Origin of the sequence: Clostridium sp. CAG:221 (genome assembly GCA_000435835.1) — a bacterium.
Lineage (GTDB): Bacteria > Bacillota > Clostridia > Clostridiales > Clostridiaceae > Clostridium.
Genome location: FR883382.1, coordinates 35,485 through 50,704 on the forward strand (window position 1 = coordinate 35,485; position 15,220 = coordinate 50,704).

Consider the following 15,220-nt stretch of genomic DNA (forward strand, 5'->3'; position numbering starts at 1 on the left):
ATATATGTTATTAATATATATTAAAATTGTTAATATGATATAATTATTATTAGTAAAATTATAAAAAATAATAAAAAAAGTATAAAAGTGGGGGAGAAAAATGGATTATAACAAATTGAGTTTACAAATGCATGAAAAAAATAAAGGGAAAATTGAAGTTGTTTCAAAAGTGAAGGTTGAGAATAGGGAGGATTTAAGTACAGCTTACACTCCAGGTGTAGCAGAGCCTTGTAGGAGGATTAGTGAAAACAAAGAAGATGTTTATAGGTATACAGCAAAGGGAAATCTTGTTGCAGTAGTATCTGATGGTACTGCAGTATTAGGACTAGGAGATATTGGACCGGAAGCTGCCATGCCAGTTATGGAAGGAAAGGCTATATTATTTAAGGAGTTTGCTGATATTGATGCTTTTCCAATATGTTTAGCTACAAAGGATGTTAATGAAATAGTTAATACAGTAAAATATTTATCACCAACTTTTGGAGGAATTAATTTAGAAGATATTTCTGCGCCAAGATGTTTTGAGATTGAAAGAAGGTTAAAGGAAGAGCTGGATATACCAGTATTCCATGACGATCAGCATGGAACTGCCATTGTGGTTTCAGCAGGAATAATTAATGCCTTGAAGTTAGTTAATAAATCAATAGATGAAGCTAATGTTGTAATAAATGGAGCAGGTTCAGCTGGTATATCAATATGTAAGCTTTTATTGGAATTAGGCATTGGTAATGTGGTTTTAGTAGATAGGAAAGGAGCTCTTGCTGTAGGAGAGCAATGGATGAATTCAGAACAAGCTATTATGGCAGAGAAGACAAATAAATATGATGAAAGAGGAACTTTACAAGAAATTATTAAAGGAAAAGATATATTTATAGGAGTATCAGCACCTAATATTGTTTCAGCAGAAATGGTTAGCACTATGGCTAAGGATGCTATTGTCTTTGCAATGGCAAATCCAGTGCCAGAAATTATGCCAGATGAAGCTAAAAAAGGTAATGCTAGAGTTGTGGCAACTGGTAGGTCAGATTTTCCAAATCAAATTAATAATGTACTTGTTTTTCCAGGAATATTTAGAGGTGCTTTAGATGTGAGAGCTAAAGATATTACTGAAGAGATGAAGATAGCAGCAGCAAAGGCTATAGCTTCAATTGTAACTGATGAGGAATTAAGCGAAGAATATATTATTCCTAATGCTTTTGATAAAAGAGTAGTAAAGGCTGTTTCAGCAGCAGTTGCAAAAGCAGCAGATAAATAGTTGAAATTAAAATAGAAATTATGTTTTTTTAGTATGTACAATAGTTAATCTTATTAGAACTATAAGGAATAGTGGAATTATCTAAGCAAATATAAAATATACTTTATAATAAGAATATTATTTTTAGGTGATAATTTGCAGAATAAAATTCGAGAAAAAATATTTACTATAACACATATATTAGAAATATTGGTTTCAATAATTGTTATTATTGCAATCATTATTTCATTTACTTCAATTCCAGAACAAATGTATATACTATATGAAAACAGAGGAAATAGAGAAGCATTAAGAATTTTTTTAGCATATATCTTTAACATAGTCATTTGCCTTGAGTTTTTAAGAATGCTTTCAAAACATACTTTTAATTCATTGATAGAAGTACTAATCTTTGCTATTGCACGAGAGTTGATAGTTGAAAAAACTACAACAATTGAAAATCTTGTAGCTATTATAGGTATGGCAATTTTGTTTTTCATAAGAAAATATATGCTTATAAAGATGCCGGAAGAATAAAATCCTTAAGAGATAAACTCTCTTAAGGATTTTTTTATATTTTTTGAACATTGATGGCCATAGGACCTTTAACTCCTTCTTCTATATCAAAAGATACATTTTCACCTTCATGTAAATCTTTATTTGGGCCTTTTTCTTTAATTTGAGAATGATGTACAAAAACATCATTGCCACTATCACATGAAATAAAGCCATATCCTTTCTCTGCATTAAACCACTTAATTGTTCCTGTTGTACTTGACATTATTTATTACTCCTTATATCAGTTCAGCAAAAGCTGAAAAGTCAAATTACAAAATCTATTTTATTAGAAGTTGTATTACTAGTGTATGCAAAAAAGTATTTTTTAAACTGAATTTATTTTAAATTTAAAAGAATTGATAAAGATTTAAAAACTGAATGATTATAATCTTGATGTAGCGATACATTTAATACGTCATATAATTTTCCAAGTTGTTTTATTACTTGATCTAGATATAAATCATTTTTTACAAGGAGATACATCTTGCTAGTTTTTCCATCACCTACTTCTCCACATAATATTCCTTCAAGATTAAATCCTCTTCTGGCAAAAAGATTTGTAATATGGCTCATTACTCCAGGATGATTTCTAACATGAAGCTCAATAAGGTAAAAATCAGTATTAATCATTTTGCTGTAGACCTCCTATCATTTCAGTATTGGCAGCACCAGGTGCAACCATAGGATAAATATTTTCATCTTCATTAATTGGAATATTAATGACAGCAGGTCCAACTTCAACAAGTAGTTCTGCCAATTTTCCTAATGGGTCACTTTCGCAACTTAAATCGTATCCTTTAATGCCAAATCCTTCAGCAATAGTTTTAAATTCAGGATTGAAGATAAATTTAGAAGCAATATAGTGGTTATGATAAAATAAGTTTTGCTGCTGACGTACCAGTCCAAGATGATGATTATTAATTATTAGTATTTTTATATTAGATTTTATTTCTGCCAAAGTAGCCAATTCCTGAATATTCATCAGTATGGAACCATCTCCAGTGAAGGAAACAATGAGTTTATTGGGATTATAGATAGATGCTCCTATGGCCGTTGGTAGGGCAAATCCCATGGTACCTAATCCTCCAGAAGTTAAAAGTGTTTTTGGATGTTTAAATGGATATCTTTGAGCAGTCCACATTTGATGCTGCCCTACATCTGTCACTATAATAGAATCATCAGGTATTTTCTCAGCTACAAAAGAGATGATATTAGCAGGATGCATAGGATCATCATATGAAGGCAAAGGATATTTATTTTTAAAGCAATTTATACGTTGTATCCAATTAGTTCTAGGATTTTCATCTATATAGCCAATAATTGATTTTAAAAATGAATCAATGGGGCAATTCATAGATATGCTACTATTTTTAACTTTATTTATTTCAGATTCATCAATATCTACATGAATAATTGATGCTTTAGGACAGAATTTTTTTATGTCTCCAGTGGCCCTATCATCAAATCTTACACCAAAAGCTAGTATTAGATCTGCTTCATTTATTAAAAGGTTAGTAAAAGGTGAGCCGTGCATACCTAGCATTCCTAAATATAGTTCATCATCAGCAGGAAATGCTCCAAGTCCCATAAGTGTTAATGCCACAGGAATATTATTTTTCTTAGCTAAGGCATAAAGATATTTTGAAGAATTAGAACTTATGATTCCACCACCTGCATATATAATTGGCCTTTTAGATTTATTAATTTGTGCTCCAATATAAGATAAGTCAGGGGAATTAGGTATATCTATATCCTCTTCCTTTTCTTCTATGGAAGGAAATTCTTTAAGTTCAATTACCTCGCTTTGAATATTCTTCGGGAAATCTATTAAGACAGGACCAGGGCGACCGTCTGTAGCAATTTTAAAAGCTTCTGGTACAATATAAAATATATCTTCAATTTTTCTTATGATAAAATTATGTTTTGTAATAGGTATAGTTAATCCATAAGCATCAACTTCCTGGAATGCATCAGTGCCAATGGCTGAATAGGGAACTTGTCCAGTGATGGCAACTAAAGGGATTGAATCAAGCTTGGCATCAGCTATTGCAGTAAGAAGGTTGGTGGCTCCAGGACCAGAAGTTGCAAGACATACTCCAACTTTATTAGAAGATCTGGAGATACCTTGAGCAATGAAGCCAGCTCCTTGTTCATGTCTAGGTAATATATGTTTAATATTGCTATTATATAGTGCATCATATATAGGTAGATTAAAACCGCCAGGAATTCCAGCTATATATTCTACCCCTTGTTTTTCTAAAAGTTTTACTAATATTTCTGCTCCGTTATATTTCATAAAAAAACTCCTTTTAAAAAAATTCCTCATTCATAAAGAAGAGGAAGGATAATTTTAGGTAAAAGTAGTATGCTTTTATTTAGTTATAAAAGTTTATATAAATATATGCAGATAAAATTAATTTTAATAATGATTTTTTATGTGTATAATAGAGATAAAATACATTAAAAAGAGGGATAGGAAATGGAATTAGTAAAAACATACGAAGAATATAATGAGTTAAATAAGGAATACGTAAAATATATACAAATGGTTATGGAAAGTGATATTTCAAATCATGATAATATAATTATGAATAATCTTGAAAACTATAGCAATTTATTTGAAGACTTAAAGCTAAGATGTGATAAGATAGAGGTAGAAGAAAAAGATATAAATAATTTAAGAGATTTAAATTATTTAGCTTTAGATACGTTATTTCTAACAATGGATTTAAAGAATTTTTATAAATTAGGTGAAAGTGAAAGATTTAAAATGAGAGCTGTTAATTATATCAATAAGAGAAATAGAGGACAAGGCTTCAGCGGTTGTCCATTACATTAGATAAAAAAAGCACTACATTGTAGTGCTATTTTTTATCTTCTCATCATCTTAGTAGATTGTTGTCTAGCTTTCTTTATTTGGCTATGATCAAAAGGATGAAGGTCTTTTCTTGTTGTTAAGTTTGCAATGTTAGAAATAAGAACATTTTCAGAGTTAGCTTTTCCTTTAACTCCCTTTAATCCCATTATAATAACTTTATGACCTTGATTTACATCAATAAATTGAGGTTTTTTAAACCATCTATTCTTTTTATATTCACATTTTACAACTTGTTTACCAACTTCAGGTTTAACAACTAAAAATACATGTAATTTATTAAAGATTCCTAGAATGCTTTTAACTTCAGTTTTAACTGATAAAATAGTTCCAGCTACACTTGTCATTCTGTCTCCGTATTTTTCCATATAAGCATCTGAGTAGTATTTAGTCATTTTATCTTTGAAACCCATTCAAAAAACTCCTTTTACTATAAATATAATACATTTATTTAATGAAATAACCCTGACTCAAGGTTGAGTATTATGTTGAGTTAATCATGTATAAGCTTTACAAATTTAAATTATTTAAGTTGATTATATCATATAAAGGTATTTTGTTAAATAAAAATGAAAGAAAACTTCATAAATAAACTTATGAATGTATAAGAATTTATTGATAAATATGGGGAGAAATAAAGTATAATTATAATATGATTACAAATATTTCCAAAGTAAAATCTTTAGGGAGGTCTTATGGGAAAAATAATTAAACGATCAATAGAAAAGGATAAGTTGATAAATGAATTGGAAACAAATGTAAAAAATGGTGGAAGGCTTGTATGTATCAATGGATATGTAAATGAAGATGGACAGATGATAGTAGTTTATACAATTGAGCATGATGAGATTAGAGAAATCCTTAAGCTAGAAGATCAAAGTGAAATACCTACAGCTACAAGTATATATATAGGTGCAGCTTGGTTTGAAGAAGAAATAGGAGAAGTGATGCCAGTAAAGTTTATTGGGCTTAAAAGAAGCGGAAGATTATTTTTACCAGATGAATTTAAAAGTGGAGAAGGAAAAATATTAGTATTACCTTTAAATGAACTTAAAAAATTAAAGGATAGTTAGGGGGTATTGATTTGAGTTATGTTTTGCCATTAGGACCATATCATCCATCTCTTGAAGAACCGGTCCATGTAAAGCTCTATACAGAAGGGGAACTTATAAAGAAATCAGAAGTCTTTATTGGCTATAATCATAGAGGAATTGAAAAACTAACAGAGGTAAGGAATTATATTCAGACAATAACATTAGTGGAAAGAGTATGTGGAATTTGCTCCCATTCACATGCCATGACATATTGCTTGGCAATAGAAGATATAGCAGGTATGGAAGTGCCTAAGAGGGGACAGTATATAAGGATTATAATCAGTGAATTAGAAAGGCTTCATTCTCATTTTTTATGGCTTGGACTTGCAGCACATCTAATAGCTTTTGATTCCTTATTTATGAAGTGTTTTGCAACTAGAGAAAGAATAATGGAAATGTTAGAAATAATTACAGGTAATAGAGTTAATTATGCTATGAATATAATAGGAGGGGCTAGAAGAGATATAAGTAAGGAACAATTTAATGAATTATTAAAAGTCATTAAGGAAACAGAGGAAGAGTTTAAAGGTATATATGATATATATGACAGTGATAGCAGCATAGCTGCAAGGACAAAAGGAGTTGGTATACTGACTCATGAAGATGCTTTAATTTATGGAGCTTGTGGACCACATGGTAGAGCATCTAATGTAAATTTTGATGTAAGAAAAACTATGCCTTATAACAGCTATGAAGATTTTGATTTTAAGGTAGCATTAGCAGAAGATGGAGATGTATTTTCAAGAGCTGTAGTAAGGCTTGTGGAAATTGAAGAAAGCTTTAAAATAATCAAGCAGGCAGTAAAAAATATGCCAGATGGACCTATAAACTTAGGAAATAAAATTCCTAGAGTGCCTAAGGGAGAATCATTAGCAGTAACAGAAGCACCAAGGGGAGAAGTATCGTATTTTGTAGTTTCTAATGGTGGACAGACTAATAGTCGAGTTAATATTCATGTACCAACCTTTAAAAATGCAGCCACAGTGCCTGTGATGCTTAAAGATAACACCATTGCTGATGCAGGTCTTATTGTAGCTAGTATAGATCCATGTTTCTCATGTTTAGATAGGTGATATTATGCATGAATTGTCAGTAACTGAAGGAATTTTAAAAATATGTTTAGATGAAGGAAAAAAACACAATATAGAAAAAATAAAGAAGATAAATATAGTAGTAGGAGAGCTTACAGGTCTTATGCCAAATTGTATATCATATTATTTTAATATTGCTGCTAAAGGAACTTTAGCTGAAGATGCAGAAATATCAATTGCTTATGAAAAGGTAATGATTAAGTGCCATAATTGTGGATTTGAAGGAAAGTTTATAAATAAGCAATATGTTTGTCCAAGTTGTGGTAAATCTGATTATAAAATAGTAAAAGGTAGAGAATTTTATATTGATACTATGGAGGTGGAATAAATGCAAATTAAGGTTATGAGACAGATATTAGAGTGGAATGAGGATGTAAGCAGTAAAGTTAGAAGTATTCTTCAAGAGAAAAATATTTATATGGTTAATGTAATGGGATCTCCAGGAGCAGGTAAAACAACATTTATTGTTAACTTAATTAAATATTTAAGAGATAAAGGAATTAGTTCAGGTGTAATAGAAGGCGATATTGAAGGTACCATTGATGCTGAAAGAATTCAAAAAGAAGGTTTTCCAGTGGTGCAGTTAAATACAGAAGGTGCCTGTCATATTGAAGCTAAGTCCATTGAAAATATATTACCTTATTTTGATTTAGATAAGCTTAATATGATTTTTGTAGAAAACATAGGAAATTTAGTATGCCCAGCAGAATTTGATATTGGTGAAAATTTAAGAATAGCTTTATTAAGTATTCCAGAAGGTGATGACAAGGTAGTAAAATACCCTCTTATGTTTATTAAGGCCAATGCAGTGGTATTAAATAAATATGATATGGCAAAGTATTTTAACTTTAATGATGGCAAAGTAGAAGATCAGTTAGGAGAAAGAAATAAAGAAGCAGAGGTATTTAAGGTAGATTCTACAGATGAATCAGAAATACAGCCACTTGCAGAATGGCTCATAAAAAAATATAAAGGATAGGGGAAAGCATATATGAAGTTTAAAGCTTTTTTTTCAACGTTTTTATTATCATATATTTTTTGGATACTTTTTTTGGCACAAGATTTTAATATTTTTAAGTTAGGATATGAGGAATTAATTACAGGAGTAGTTGTAGCTGTGGTAGTAGGAGCTTTTTGTAGTCAGTTTTTTATCAAGAAAGATGGATTTTGGTTGTTTAAAAAACTTAGGTTTGTAAATCTTTTAATATTTATCCCTATTTATATTATTGAGCTTATTAAAGCTAATTGGGATGTGGCCAAAAAAGCACTATCATTTAAGAAGATAGAAGTAAATCCTTCTATTGTAAAAATACAAACAAATCTTTTATCAGAGTGGGGGTTAGCAATGCTTTCTAATTGCATAACGCTGACTCCAGGAACCATAACCATGGATATATATGAAGAAAAAGATAAGAACTATTTATATATTCATTGGCTTGATAGCACTACAGATGATATGAAGAAGGCAGCAAAAAGTATTAAGGGCAAGTTTGAAAAATATATAAGGAGGATATTTGATTAATGAATATTGATTTAATATTTAAGGGTACAGCCATAATATTTGCAATTTTTTCATTAATATTAGTTTATAGGGTTATCAAAGGCCCTAATATTATTGATAGAGTTTTAAGTGCAGATGCCATTGATATTTTAGCAGGTATAATAATGATTTTATTTGGTGTTTTAGAAAATAGAGCAATGTATTTAGATTTAGGGCTTATAATAACTCTTTTGGGGTTTATTGGTACTGTGCTCATATCTAAGTATATAAAGGGGGAATTATAATGGGTATATGGGAAATTATAATGCTGATACTTATTATAATAGGAATATTTTTTACCTTTGCAGGAGTGGTTGGAATACTTAGAATGCCTGACACTCTTTGCAGATTACAATCTTCAACCAATATTGCTACCATGGGGGCCATGCCTGTAGCTTTAGCTTGTAGTATATACGGTTTTCTTAACAATAACACTTCTATTGGCATTAAATCACTTATAATAATTTTCTTTTTATTAATCACAAATCCAGTAGCTTCTCATGCAATGGCAAGGGCAGCATATAAGCATTTAGATGAAAAAAGCAATAAAGTTAAGTACGATCATTATGGGAGGGATATAAAATGACAGCATTTAATATTGTCAATGCCATCATAATAATAGGACTTATAATTTCAGCAGTATCCATATTTATTCTCGATGACGTATTACAATGCATTATAGCTACTTCAGTTTTAGGGACATTTCTAGCATTAGAATTCCTGCTATTAAAGGCACCAGACGTGGCCATAGCTGAAGGGGCAGTAGGAGCAATATTAACTCCAGTAATTTTCATTATAACTTTAAATAAGGTTAAGAGAAATAAAAATAAGGAGGAGAAAAATGGGTAAAAAAATAACGTATATTATTTTGTTTGCATTATTAGCCTCTTTTATATATGTAGGTTTCAGTATAGAAGAAAATAGAGATTTAGGTGATGCTTCACAAATAATTCTAAATGAAACTATCTCCAAAACTTCAGCAATTAATTCTGTAACAGCTGTAGTATTTGATTTTCGTGGATATGATACCTTAGGAGAATCTATAGTGTTATTTACAGCCATTTGTGGTGTTAGCGCTGTTTTAAGAAGCAACAAGAAAGGCAAGGTGAATAATAAATATGAATAATAAAAGAAAGAGAAAGGATTCAATTCTCACATGTTGTTCAGATTTAGTGCTGCCTATAATAATAACTTTAGGTTTATATATTATTATACATGGTCACTTATCACCAGGCGGAGGATTTCAAGGTGGAGTATTAGTTGCCGGAGCCTTTGCAATTTTATATGTAGCTTATGGTGTTAAAAATTTAAGTAAAAGAATAAAGGTAAATGTCCTTAAGGTTGGTGAAGATATTGGTGCTTTAGGCTTTATAATATTAGCCTTTTTAGGTCTTGTTTTTGGAGGAACATTTTTTAAAAATATATTTTATTTAGGTGAGCCAGGAGAATTATTTTCATCTGGTAGTATCTTTCTAATGAATTTTGCTGTGGGATTTAAAGTTTTTGCAGGAGTATCTTTTTTGATTTTAATAATGGTATCAAGCTTGAAATCGAAAGGGGATGAATAATCATGACCATTAATTATATAGGAGCATTTTTACTTATATTTATAGGACTAGCCATTATAGTTTTAAAGAAAAATCTTATAAAAATAGTTATTGGTATGGGAATAGTTGATTCAGGAATAAATTTACTGCTTATTTCCATTGGCTATAGAAATGGTGCAACAACACCTATATTTACCGATGGAGCAGCAAAATTTGTTGATCCTATTCCACAAGCTCTTACCCTTACATCCATAGTCATAGGAGCTTGTGTCTCAGCATTAGCACTATCACTAGTCATTAAGATAAATGAGCATTATGGAAGCATAGATAGTGATGAAGTAAGGAGGATTAAAGGATGAATGAAGGAATTTTAAATAATCTTCCCCTTATAGCAATTATTACACCAATAGCCATAGCTTTTGTCATAGGATTATTTAAGAACAAATACATGAATCTAAAAAAAGCCTTTGTTATAGTAGCATTATCAGTAAGCGTAATAGCCATTGCATTGATGGTAAAGCCTGTAATGTTTAATCATGAGACCATAACAGTGTGGCTAGGAAATTGGCAGCCTTTAGCAGGAAAGGCCTTTGGTATAGCTCTAGAAGTTGATGCACTAGGTATATTTATGGCACTTATCATCTCAATAGCATGCTTTCTTTCAGCTATTTATTCTTTAAAATATATGAGTAAAGATACTGGGCTTGATAAGTATTATGCTTTGTTTTTACTTTTGACAGGGAGTATGCTAGGCTTTGTCTTTACAGGTGATTTATTTAATATGTATGTAATGCTGGAGATAATGACTTTTGCAGCTATATCATTAACTGCTTTTAGAAATTATAAGGATAAATCCCTTGAAGCAGCATTCAAATATATAGTAACGGGTTCATTAGGATCATCACTTATATTACTGGGAACAGTTTTATTATATACAGAAACTAAAACTTTAAACTTAGCAGAAATAATAGATATATTAAGAAATACTTCAAAAATGTCTTCCGTTACAATCTTGGCCTTTAGCTCCATGATGGTAGGATATGCTGTAAAAGCTTTTATGGTTCCATGTCATACTTGGCCTACAGATGCTCATATGGCAGCACCATCATCCATTTCCATGATATTATCAGGCGTCATGAGTAAGACTGGAATATATGCAGTAATAAGAATATTATTTGGTATATTTGGTCTTAATAACAATAAATACGTAGGTTATTTAATTATTGTTTGGGGTATTGTTACAATGATACTTGGTGTAACAATGGCATTATTACAGCATGATTTTAAAAGGCTTTTGGCTTTCCATTCAGTTTCACAAATCGGATATATTGTAAGTGCATTTGGTGTAGCAATTATATGTACTGGAAAGGTTCAAAATTTAGCTATGGCTGGTGCGTTATATCATATGATAAATCATGCTATTTTTAAGGGGTTATTATTCTTATGTGCTGGTGCAGTATTATATAAAACTGGTACAACTGATTTAAATTCAATATCAGGGTTAGGAAAAAAGATGCCTTTTACCATGATGATGTTTTTATTTGGTGCAGCAGCCATCAGCGGAATACCTCCTTTTAATGGCTTTGCCTCCAAGTGGATTATTTATGAAAGTGCATCAGATGGTGGTTTGGAAATAGTTACTGTGGCAGCTGTGGTGGTATCAGCCATGACCTTGGCATCTTTTATAAAGGTAGGACATTCAATTTTCTTTGGTCCAGAAAATACAGGTAGTGGAGAAATAGAAGATGTACCTTTATCAATGAAGATACCCATGGCTATCTTATCTATAGGTACCTTAGTTTTAGGATTATTTCCAACAGTTGTGATGAAATATATATTAAAACCAGTTATAACAAGTATCCTTAATATAGACTTATATATCAATGAAGCACTTAATATTGGCAGCAATGAAAGTATAAATACTAAACTGGAACTAAGCGGAATATATTCTCCAGGAAATTTTTTGATATTGCTTATAGTAGTGCTTTTAGCAATATTTATTTTCATCCTATTTAATAAGAAGTACGGAAGAGATGAAGATAAAGATTTAAGTGAAGCATATATAAATAGAGGTAGTAAAAAGTTTGATGTGTTTATTGGAGGAGAAAGTGAAGAAGCTATTAAGGTGAATTCAGGTGATTTATTTTGGCCAATGAAGTATGAATTAAAGAGTTATTTCAAATTTATTGAAAATGCACATAATGGAAGTGTAAATACTTACTCACTTTGGATTGTAGCTATGCTGGCAGTGGTAACGGTACTTTCCTTTATATTTTTATAGGAGGTGGAAATATGGAATATTTAAAGATAATCTTATATATACTTGTATTTCCAGGGCTGATTTTTTCAAGTTTCATGGGATTTTTTATTTCTGGATTAGATAGAAAGATTGTAGCAAAGATGCAAAGGAGAAGAGGTCCAAAGATAAGTCAAAGTTTTTATGATTTTATAAAGCTTTTAGGAAAAGAAACAATTATCCCCTCCAATGCCAATAGAAAATTATTTATTATTGCTCCTATTATAGCAGTGGTAAGTATAGTAATTATACCTTTATTTATTCCTGTAGGGAATTATACTTTTATAAAAAGTACAGCAGATGTGGTGGTGTTAATATATTTACTTATCATACCATCTCTAGCTTTGATAATTGGAGCAATGGCGTCAGCATCACCATTTGCTTCCATAGGATTATCTAGAGAAGTGGTTTCAATTATAGGTTATGAGCTTCCTTTAATTTTAATCATTATAGATGTATGTAAGGAAGCAGGAAAGGTATTAGGTACTGGAACAATTTATTCCATGGAGTGTATAGGAAAGGCACAGCAAGCATCAGGAAATTTTATGTTTTCTTTAGCTTTAGTACCTGCAGCTATAGCATTTTTAATGATTTTACCAGCTAAGGTAGGTATAGCTCCTTTTGATGTAGCTGAAGCTGAAACAGAAATATGTGAAGGACCTTTAGTGGAGTATAGTGGAATATATTTAACTTTGTTTAAATTAAGTCATGGCATTAAAAGTTATGTAATGGCCATGCTATTTGTAGCTTTATTTTTAGGAAATATGTTTGTAAGATTTAGCAGTACTCCTATTAATTTAATAATTAATACAGTAATTATCATAGCCTTATCAGTTTTAATAAACATAGTATGTCTATCTATTGTAAGAGGTTCTATGGGAAGATATAAGACTCATCAGATGTTTAAATTTTATTGGACAATACCTACAATATTATCAGTAATAAGTTATTTTTTAGTGAGTATTAATATATAGGAGGAAAAGCTTATGTCATTAATTGAAAAAGGTAGAAAAAAATCTCCGTGGATATATCATTTAAATACAGGTTCATGTAATGGATGTGATATTGAGATAATGGCATTGCTAGGGCCTAAATATGATGCAGAAAGGTTTGGTGTGAAGCTTGCAGCTTCACCTAAGCATGCAGATATAGTACTTATAACAGGTCCAGTTACCACACAATGCAGAGAAAGAATGATAAATGTGTTGTCTCAAGTGCCAGAACCAAGAGTTATAGTATCGGTAGGGTCATGCCCGGCTTCAGGCAACGTATTTAAGGATAGTTACTGTGTTGATGGTCCTTTGGAAAAGTGGACAAAGGTAGATGTATCAGTGGTAGGTTGTTCACCTAAACCAGAAGCAATTTTAAAAGGAATACTAGAAGCTGTTGAAATATTAAATGATCGCAGGAGGCAAGAAAATAATGTTTAAGGCACCATTTTTTATAGAAGGAATAAAAAATATATTTAAAAAACCTATTACAGAAGAAGGTTCCATTGAAAAAGTTAAAGCAGCAGATAATTATCGAGGTAGATTGAGTTTTAATGAAGATGCTTGCATTGGTTGTGGATTATGTTTACGTGTATGTGCAGGTAATGCCATAACTAAGAGTATAAAGCCAGTAGAAGGTGGGCAAGAAATTACCATGACCTTTGATATGGCATCTTGTACCTTTTGTGGTTTGTGTCAGGATTTCTGTAGCAAAAAAGCCATAACATTAACAGATGATCCTATAATAGTAGAAAAGAATAAAGGTAATTTAAAGGTGCAGGGTACTTTTATTAAAAAGATGCCAGCTAAGGTTAAAACAGAGCAAAAAGCAAAAGTACAAAAGGAAGAAAAGGATAAGGAAAAACATCAATTAGTATAATGATTTGATGTATTTTAAATGAAGAGCATAAAAGGGCAGCTAAATTGATTAGCTGTCCTTTTATGTTAATTATTTTAAGAAAGTAATATTAATTAATTAATAAATAAATATTATGAATTATATAGCTATAAGTATGATTCAATTTTAATCTTTCTTTCGGAAGATGTTTCGTTTGTAGCCTTTTTGTTTGTTTTTGTAAATCTAGCATGCTCCCATATTCCAAAGTACTTATGGAAAATGTATGATTCCTCGTCGATATTAACTATAGGTGCAGAAGTTTCATCAAATCCAATCAGTGAAACTTTTCTTCCAGCATTCTTTAAGTATTTTAATGCTCGTCCTAAAAGAATATCTGGATCAGGGATTAGCCTGTCTTCTAAAAACACCTCAAAAAAATTGTTCTTTTCACCACTATGTTTCAAAGCTTCATCTCCTTATTAAATTAATCATAATAATATTATATGTTTTATGGAAAAAGTTTACAACAAACTAAGTGATTTAAGATGATTAATTTATAAAGTTATTGGCTAATAGTCAAATAAAAATTAGGCATTTTTAAGTTTTGTGTGGAAAAATTAACTATGATATTATAAACTGAATATTGGCAAATACAAAAGGAAATCATAAGGGGGCATATTAGAAATGGACAATAAGGGAAAGGAAAATATTACTAAAATCATCACAGTGATTATTGGTGCATTTATTTTTTGTTTTGGAATAAACATATTTATTGTACCAGTGGGATTATATAATGGAGGAGTAGTAGGGATTTCACAGATTATTCGTACTGTTATTGGAACTTTTATAGCTGTTCCTAAAAGTGTGGATGTATCAGGAATTATCAACTTTATGTTTAATATTCCTCTACTTTTAATGGCTTATAAAAGCATTTCTAAAAAGTTTTTTATTAGAACAGTAGTAAGTGTAGTATTTCAGACATTATTCTTTACTTTAATAAAGATACCAGAAAGTGCAATAATAACAGATACCTTGGCAGCATGTCTTATTGGAGGAATAATTACAGGAGTAGGTATTGGTATAACATTAAGGGCTGGAGGGTCCGGTGGAGGAATAGATATTTTAGGTGTTTATTTTGCACAAAAATTTTCAAATTTT

24 protein-coding genes are annotated in these 15,220 nt (G+C 30.6%); 19 read left to right on the plus strand and 5 right to left on the minus strand.

Annotation, left to right across the window (positions count from 1 at the left end; all coding sequences use genetic code 11):
* Positions 1-100 precede the first annotated feature (100 nt).
* Positions 101-1,255 carry an NADP-dependent malic enzyme gene (locus tag Q5O44_RS04010; protein ID WP_022167104.1) on the plus strand — a complete coding sequence of 385 codons (1,155 nt, stop codon included), beginning with the start codon at positions 101-103 and terminating at the stop codon, positions 1,253-1,255.
* Between the two features lie 135 nt (positions 1,256-1,390).
* Positions 1,391-1,771, plus strand: a complete 381-nt coding sequence (locus tag Q5O44_RS04015) for a hypothetical protein (RefSeq protein ID WP_022167105.1) — start codon at positions 1,391-1,393, stop codon at positions 1,769-1,771.
* A gap of 34 nt (positions 1,772-1,805) precedes the next feature.
* Here the strand turns inward: Q5O44_RS04015 and Q5O44_RS04020 are convergent, their stop codons facing one another.
* The 3 genes from Q5O44_RS04020 to ilvB form a co-directional block, all read right to left on the minus strand.
* A complete protein-coding gene (locus tag Q5O44_RS04020) occupies positions 1,806-2,015 on the minus strand; it encodes a cold-shock protein (protein ID WP_022167106.1) in 210 nt (69 codons plus the stop codon).
* Between the two features lie 113 nt (positions 2,016-2,128).
* Complete coding sequence (locus Q5O44_RS04025) at positions 2,129-2,422, minus strand: ACT domain-containing protein (RefSeq protein ID WP_022167107.1); 294 nt, start codon at positions 2,420-2,422, stop codon at positions 2,129-2,131.
* Positions 2,415-4,088: a biosynthetic-type acetolactate synthase large subunit gene (gene ilvB / locus Q5O44_RS04030; RefSeq protein WP_022167108.1), complete on the minus strand. Its 1,674-nt coding sequence runs from the start codon at positions 4,086-4,088 to the stop codon at positions 2,415-2,417. Before ilvB ends, Q5O44_RS04025 begins: the two co-directional genes overlap by 8 nt.
* A 183-nt stretch (positions 4,089-4,271) precedes the next feature.
* Here ilvB and Q5O44_RS04035 point away from each other — a divergent pair, with 183 nt between their 5' ends.
* Positions 4,272-4,631, plus strand: coding sequence for a hypothetical protein (locus Q5O44_RS04035; RefSeq protein WP_022167109.1), 360 nt, complete (start codon positions 4,272-4,274; stop codon positions 4,629-4,631).
* 32 nt (positions 4,632-4,663) lie between these two features.
* Here Q5O44_RS04035 and Q5O44_RS04040 read toward each other — a convergent pair whose 3' ends face one another.
* Positions 4,664-5,080 carry a hypothetical protein gene (locus Q5O44_RS04040; protein ID WP_022167110.1) on the minus strand — a complete coding sequence of 139 codons (417 nt, stop codon included), beginning with the start codon at positions 5,078-5,080 and terminating at the stop codon, positions 4,664-4,666.
* A 282-nt stretch (positions 5,081-5,362) separates the two neighbouring features.
* Between Q5O44_RS04040 and Q5O44_RS04045 the strand changes: the two genes are divergently transcribed.
* Genes Q5O44_RS04045 through Q5O44_RS04115 form a run of 15 tightly spaced genes read left to right on the plus strand, consistent with a single transcriptional unit; the run spans position 5,363 to position 14,104 of the window.
* Complete coding sequence (locus Q5O44_RS04045; protein WP_022167111.1) at positions 5,363-5,740, plus strand: NADH-quinone oxidoreductase subunit C; 378 nt, start codon at positions 5,363-5,365, stop codon at positions 5,738-5,740.
* Between the two features lie 11 nt (positions 5,741-5,751).
* Positions 5,752-6,834 (plus strand): nickel-dependent hydrogenase large subunit, encoded by a 1,083-nt coding sequence (locus tag Q5O44_RS04050; protein WP_022167112.1) that lies wholly within the window; start codon positions 5,752-5,754, stop codon positions 6,832-6,834.
* 4 nt (positions 6,835-6,838) lie between these two features.
* Positions 6,839-7,180: a hydrogenase maturation nickel metallochaperone HypA gene (gene hypA, locus Q5O44_RS04055; RefSeq protein WP_022167113.1), complete on the plus strand. Its 342-nt coding sequence runs from the start codon at positions 6,839-6,841 to the stop codon at positions 7,178-7,180.
* Complete coding sequence (gene hypB / locus Q5O44_RS04060; RefSeq protein WP_022167114.1) at positions 7,181-7,831, plus strand: hydrogenase nickel incorporation protein HypB; 651 nt, start codon at positions 7,181-7,183, stop codon at positions 7,829-7,831.
* 12 nt (positions 7,832-7,843) lie between these two features.
* Positions 7,844-8,374 carry a Na+/H+ antiporter subunit E gene (locus Q5O44_RS04065; RefSeq protein WP_022167115.1) on the plus strand — a complete coding sequence of 177 codons (531 nt, stop codon included), beginning with the start codon at positions 7,844-7,846 and terminating at the stop codon, positions 8,372-8,374.
* Positions 8,374-8,637 carry a monovalent cation/H+ antiporter complex subunit F gene (locus tag Q5O44_RS04070; protein WP_022167116.1) on the plus strand — a complete coding sequence of 88 codons (264 nt, stop codon included), beginning with the start codon at positions 8,374-8,376 and terminating at the stop codon, positions 8,635-8,637. Before Q5O44_RS04065 ends, Q5O44_RS04070 begins: the two co-directional genes overlap by 1 nt.
* On the plus strand, positions 8,637-8,978 hold the full coding sequence (gene mnhG, locus Q5O44_RS04075; RefSeq protein ID WP_022167117.1) for a monovalent cation/H(+) antiporter subunit G: 342 nt from the start codon (positions 8,637-8,639) through the stop codon (positions 8,976-8,978). Before Q5O44_RS04070 ends, mnhG begins: the two co-directional genes overlap by 1 nt.
* Complete coding sequence (locus Q5O44_RS04080; protein WP_022167118.1) at positions 8,975-9,241, plus strand: hydrogenase subunit MbhD domain-containing protein; 267 nt, start codon at positions 8,975-8,977, stop codon at positions 9,239-9,241. Before mnhG ends, Q5O44_RS04080 begins: the two co-directional genes overlap by 4 nt.
* Positions 9,234-9,518: a hydrogen gas-evolving membrane-bound hydrogenase subunit E gene (gene mbhE / locus Q5O44_RS04085; protein ID WP_022167119.1), complete on the plus strand. Its 285-nt coding sequence runs from the start codon at positions 9,234-9,236 to the stop codon at positions 9,516-9,518. Before Q5O44_RS04080 ends, mbhE begins: the two co-directional genes overlap by 8 nt.
* Positions 9,511-9,960, plus strand: a complete 450-nt coding sequence (locus tag Q5O44_RS04090) for an MnhB domain-containing protein (RefSeq protein WP_022167120.1) — start codon at positions 9,511-9,513, stop codon at positions 9,958-9,960. Before mbhE ends, Q5O44_RS04090 begins: the two co-directional genes overlap by 8 nt.
* 2 nt (positions 9,961-9,962) lie before the next feature.
* Positions 9,963-10,298, plus strand: coding sequence for a sodium:proton antiporter (locus Q5O44_RS04095; RefSeq protein WP_022167121.1), 336 nt, complete (start codon positions 9,963-9,965; stop codon positions 10,296-10,298).
* Complete coding sequence (locus Q5O44_RS04100) at positions 10,295-12,220, plus strand: proton-conducting transporter membrane subunit (protein WP_022167122.1); 1,926 nt, start codon at positions 10,295-10,297, stop codon at positions 12,218-12,220. Before Q5O44_RS04095 ends, Q5O44_RS04100 begins: the two co-directional genes overlap by 4 nt.
* 11 nt (positions 12,221-12,231) lie before the next feature.
* Positions 12,232-13,209 carry a respiratory chain complex I subunit 1 family protein gene (locus tag Q5O44_RS04105; protein ID WP_022167123.1) on the plus strand — a complete coding sequence of 326 codons (978 nt, stop codon included), beginning with the start codon at positions 12,232-12,234 and terminating at the stop codon, positions 13,207-13,209.
* 12 nt (positions 13,210-13,221) lie between these two features.
* Positions 13,222-13,665, plus strand: coding sequence for an NADH-quinone oxidoreductase subunit B family protein (locus Q5O44_RS04110; RefSeq protein WP_022167124.1), 444 nt, complete (start codon positions 13,222-13,224; stop codon positions 13,663-13,665).
* Positions 13,658-14,104, plus strand: a complete 447-nt coding sequence (locus Q5O44_RS04115) for a 4Fe-4S binding protein (RefSeq protein ID WP_022167125.1) — start codon at positions 13,658-13,660, stop codon at positions 14,102-14,104. Before Q5O44_RS04110 ends, Q5O44_RS04115 begins: the two co-directional genes overlap by 8 nt.
* A 125-nt stretch (positions 14,105-14,229) precedes the next feature.
* Here the strand turns inward: Q5O44_RS04115 and Q5O44_RS04120 are convergent, their stop codons facing one another.
* Complete coding sequence (locus Q5O44_RS04120; RefSeq protein ID WP_022167126.1) at positions 14,230-14,526, minus strand: hypothetical protein; 297 nt, start codon at positions 14,524-14,526, stop codon at positions 14,230-14,232.
* A gap of 220 nt (positions 14,527-14,746) precedes the next feature.
* Between Q5O44_RS04120 and Q5O44_RS04125 the strand changes: the two genes are divergently transcribed.
* The coding region (locus tag Q5O44_RS04125) for a YitT family protein (protein WP_302637368.1) at positions 14,747-15,220 on the plus strand (474 nt) is incomplete at its 3' end.

Bases quoted from the DNA above. Each gene is read 5' to 3' on its own strand.
- Q5O44_RS04115 (WP_022167125.1), top strand. From the start codon at position 13,658: ATGTTTAAGGCACCATTTTTTATAGAAGGAATAAAAAATATATTTAAA.
- Q5O44_RS04105 (WP_022167123.1), top strand. From the start codon at position 12,232: ATGGAATATTTAAAGATAATCTTATATATACTTGTATTTCCAGGGCTG.
- Q5O44_RS04090 (WP_022167120.1), top strand. From the start codon at position 9,511: ATGAATAATAAAAGAAAGAGAAAGGATTCAATTCTCACATGTTGTTCA.
- Q5O44_RS04065 (WP_022167115.1), top strand. From the start codon at position 7,844: ATGAAGTTTAAAGCTTTTTTTTCAACGTTTTTATTATCATATATTTTT.
- Q5O44_RS04040 (WP_022167110.1), bottom strand. From the start codon at position 5,080: ATGGGTTTCAAAGATAAAATGACTAAATACTACTCAGATGCTTATATG.
- Q5O44_RS04020 (WP_022167106.1), bottom strand. From the start codon at position 2,015: ATGTCAAGTACAACAGGAACAATTAAGTGGTTTAATGCAGAGAAAGGA.
- Q5O44_RS04080 (WP_022167118.1), top strand. From the start codon at position 8,975: ATGACAGCATTTAATATTGTCAATGCCATCATAATAATAGGACTTATA.
- mnhG (WP_022167117.1), top strand. From the start codon at position 8,637: ATGGGTATATGGGAAATTATAATGCTGATACTTATTATAATAGGAATA.
- Q5O44_RS04045 (WP_022167111.1), top strand. From the start codon at position 5,363: ATGGGAAAAATAATTAAACGATCAATAGAAAAGGATAAGTTGATAAAT.
- mbhE (WP_022167119.1), top strand. From the start codon at position 9,234: ATGGGTAAAAAAATAACGTATATTATTTTGTTTGCATTATTAGCCTCT.
- Q5O44_RS04070 (WP_022167116.1), top strand. From the start codon at position 8,374: ATGAATATTGATTTAATATTTAAGGGTACAGCCATAATATTTGCAATT.
- Q5O44_RS04010 (WP_022167104.1), top strand. From the start codon at position 101: ATGGATTATAACAAATTGAGTTTACAAATGCATGAAAAAAATAAAGGG.
- hypB (WP_022167114.1), top strand. From the start codon at position 7,181: ATGCAAATTAAGGTTATGAGACAGATATTAGAGTGGAATGAGGATGTA.
- Q5O44_RS04095 (WP_022167121.1), top strand. From the start codon at position 9,963: ATGACCATTAATTATATAGGAGCATTTTTACTTATATTTATAGGACTA.
- Q5O44_RS04025 (WP_022167107.1), bottom strand. From the start codon at position 2,422: ATGATTAATACTGATTTTTACCTTATTGAGCTTCATGTTAGAAATCAT.
- Q5O44_RS04100 (WP_022167122.1), top strand. From the start codon at position 10,295: ATGAATGAAGGAATTTTAAATAATCTTCCCCTTATAGCAATTATTACA.
- hypA (WP_022167113.1), top strand. From the start codon at position 6,839: ATGCATGAATTGTCAGTAACTGAAGGAATTTTAAAAATATGTTTAGAT.
- Q5O44_RS04110 (WP_022167124.1), top strand. From the start codon at position 13,222: ATGTCATTAATTGAAAAAGGTAGAAAAAAATCTCCGTGGATATATCAT.
- ilvB (WP_022167108.1), bottom strand. From the start codon at position 4,088: ATGAAATATAACGGAGCAGAAATATTAGTAAAACTTTTAGAAAAACAA.
- Q5O44_RS04035 (WP_022167109.1), top strand. From the start codon at position 4,272: ATGGAATTAGTAAAAACATACGAAGAATATAATGAGTTAAATAAGGAA.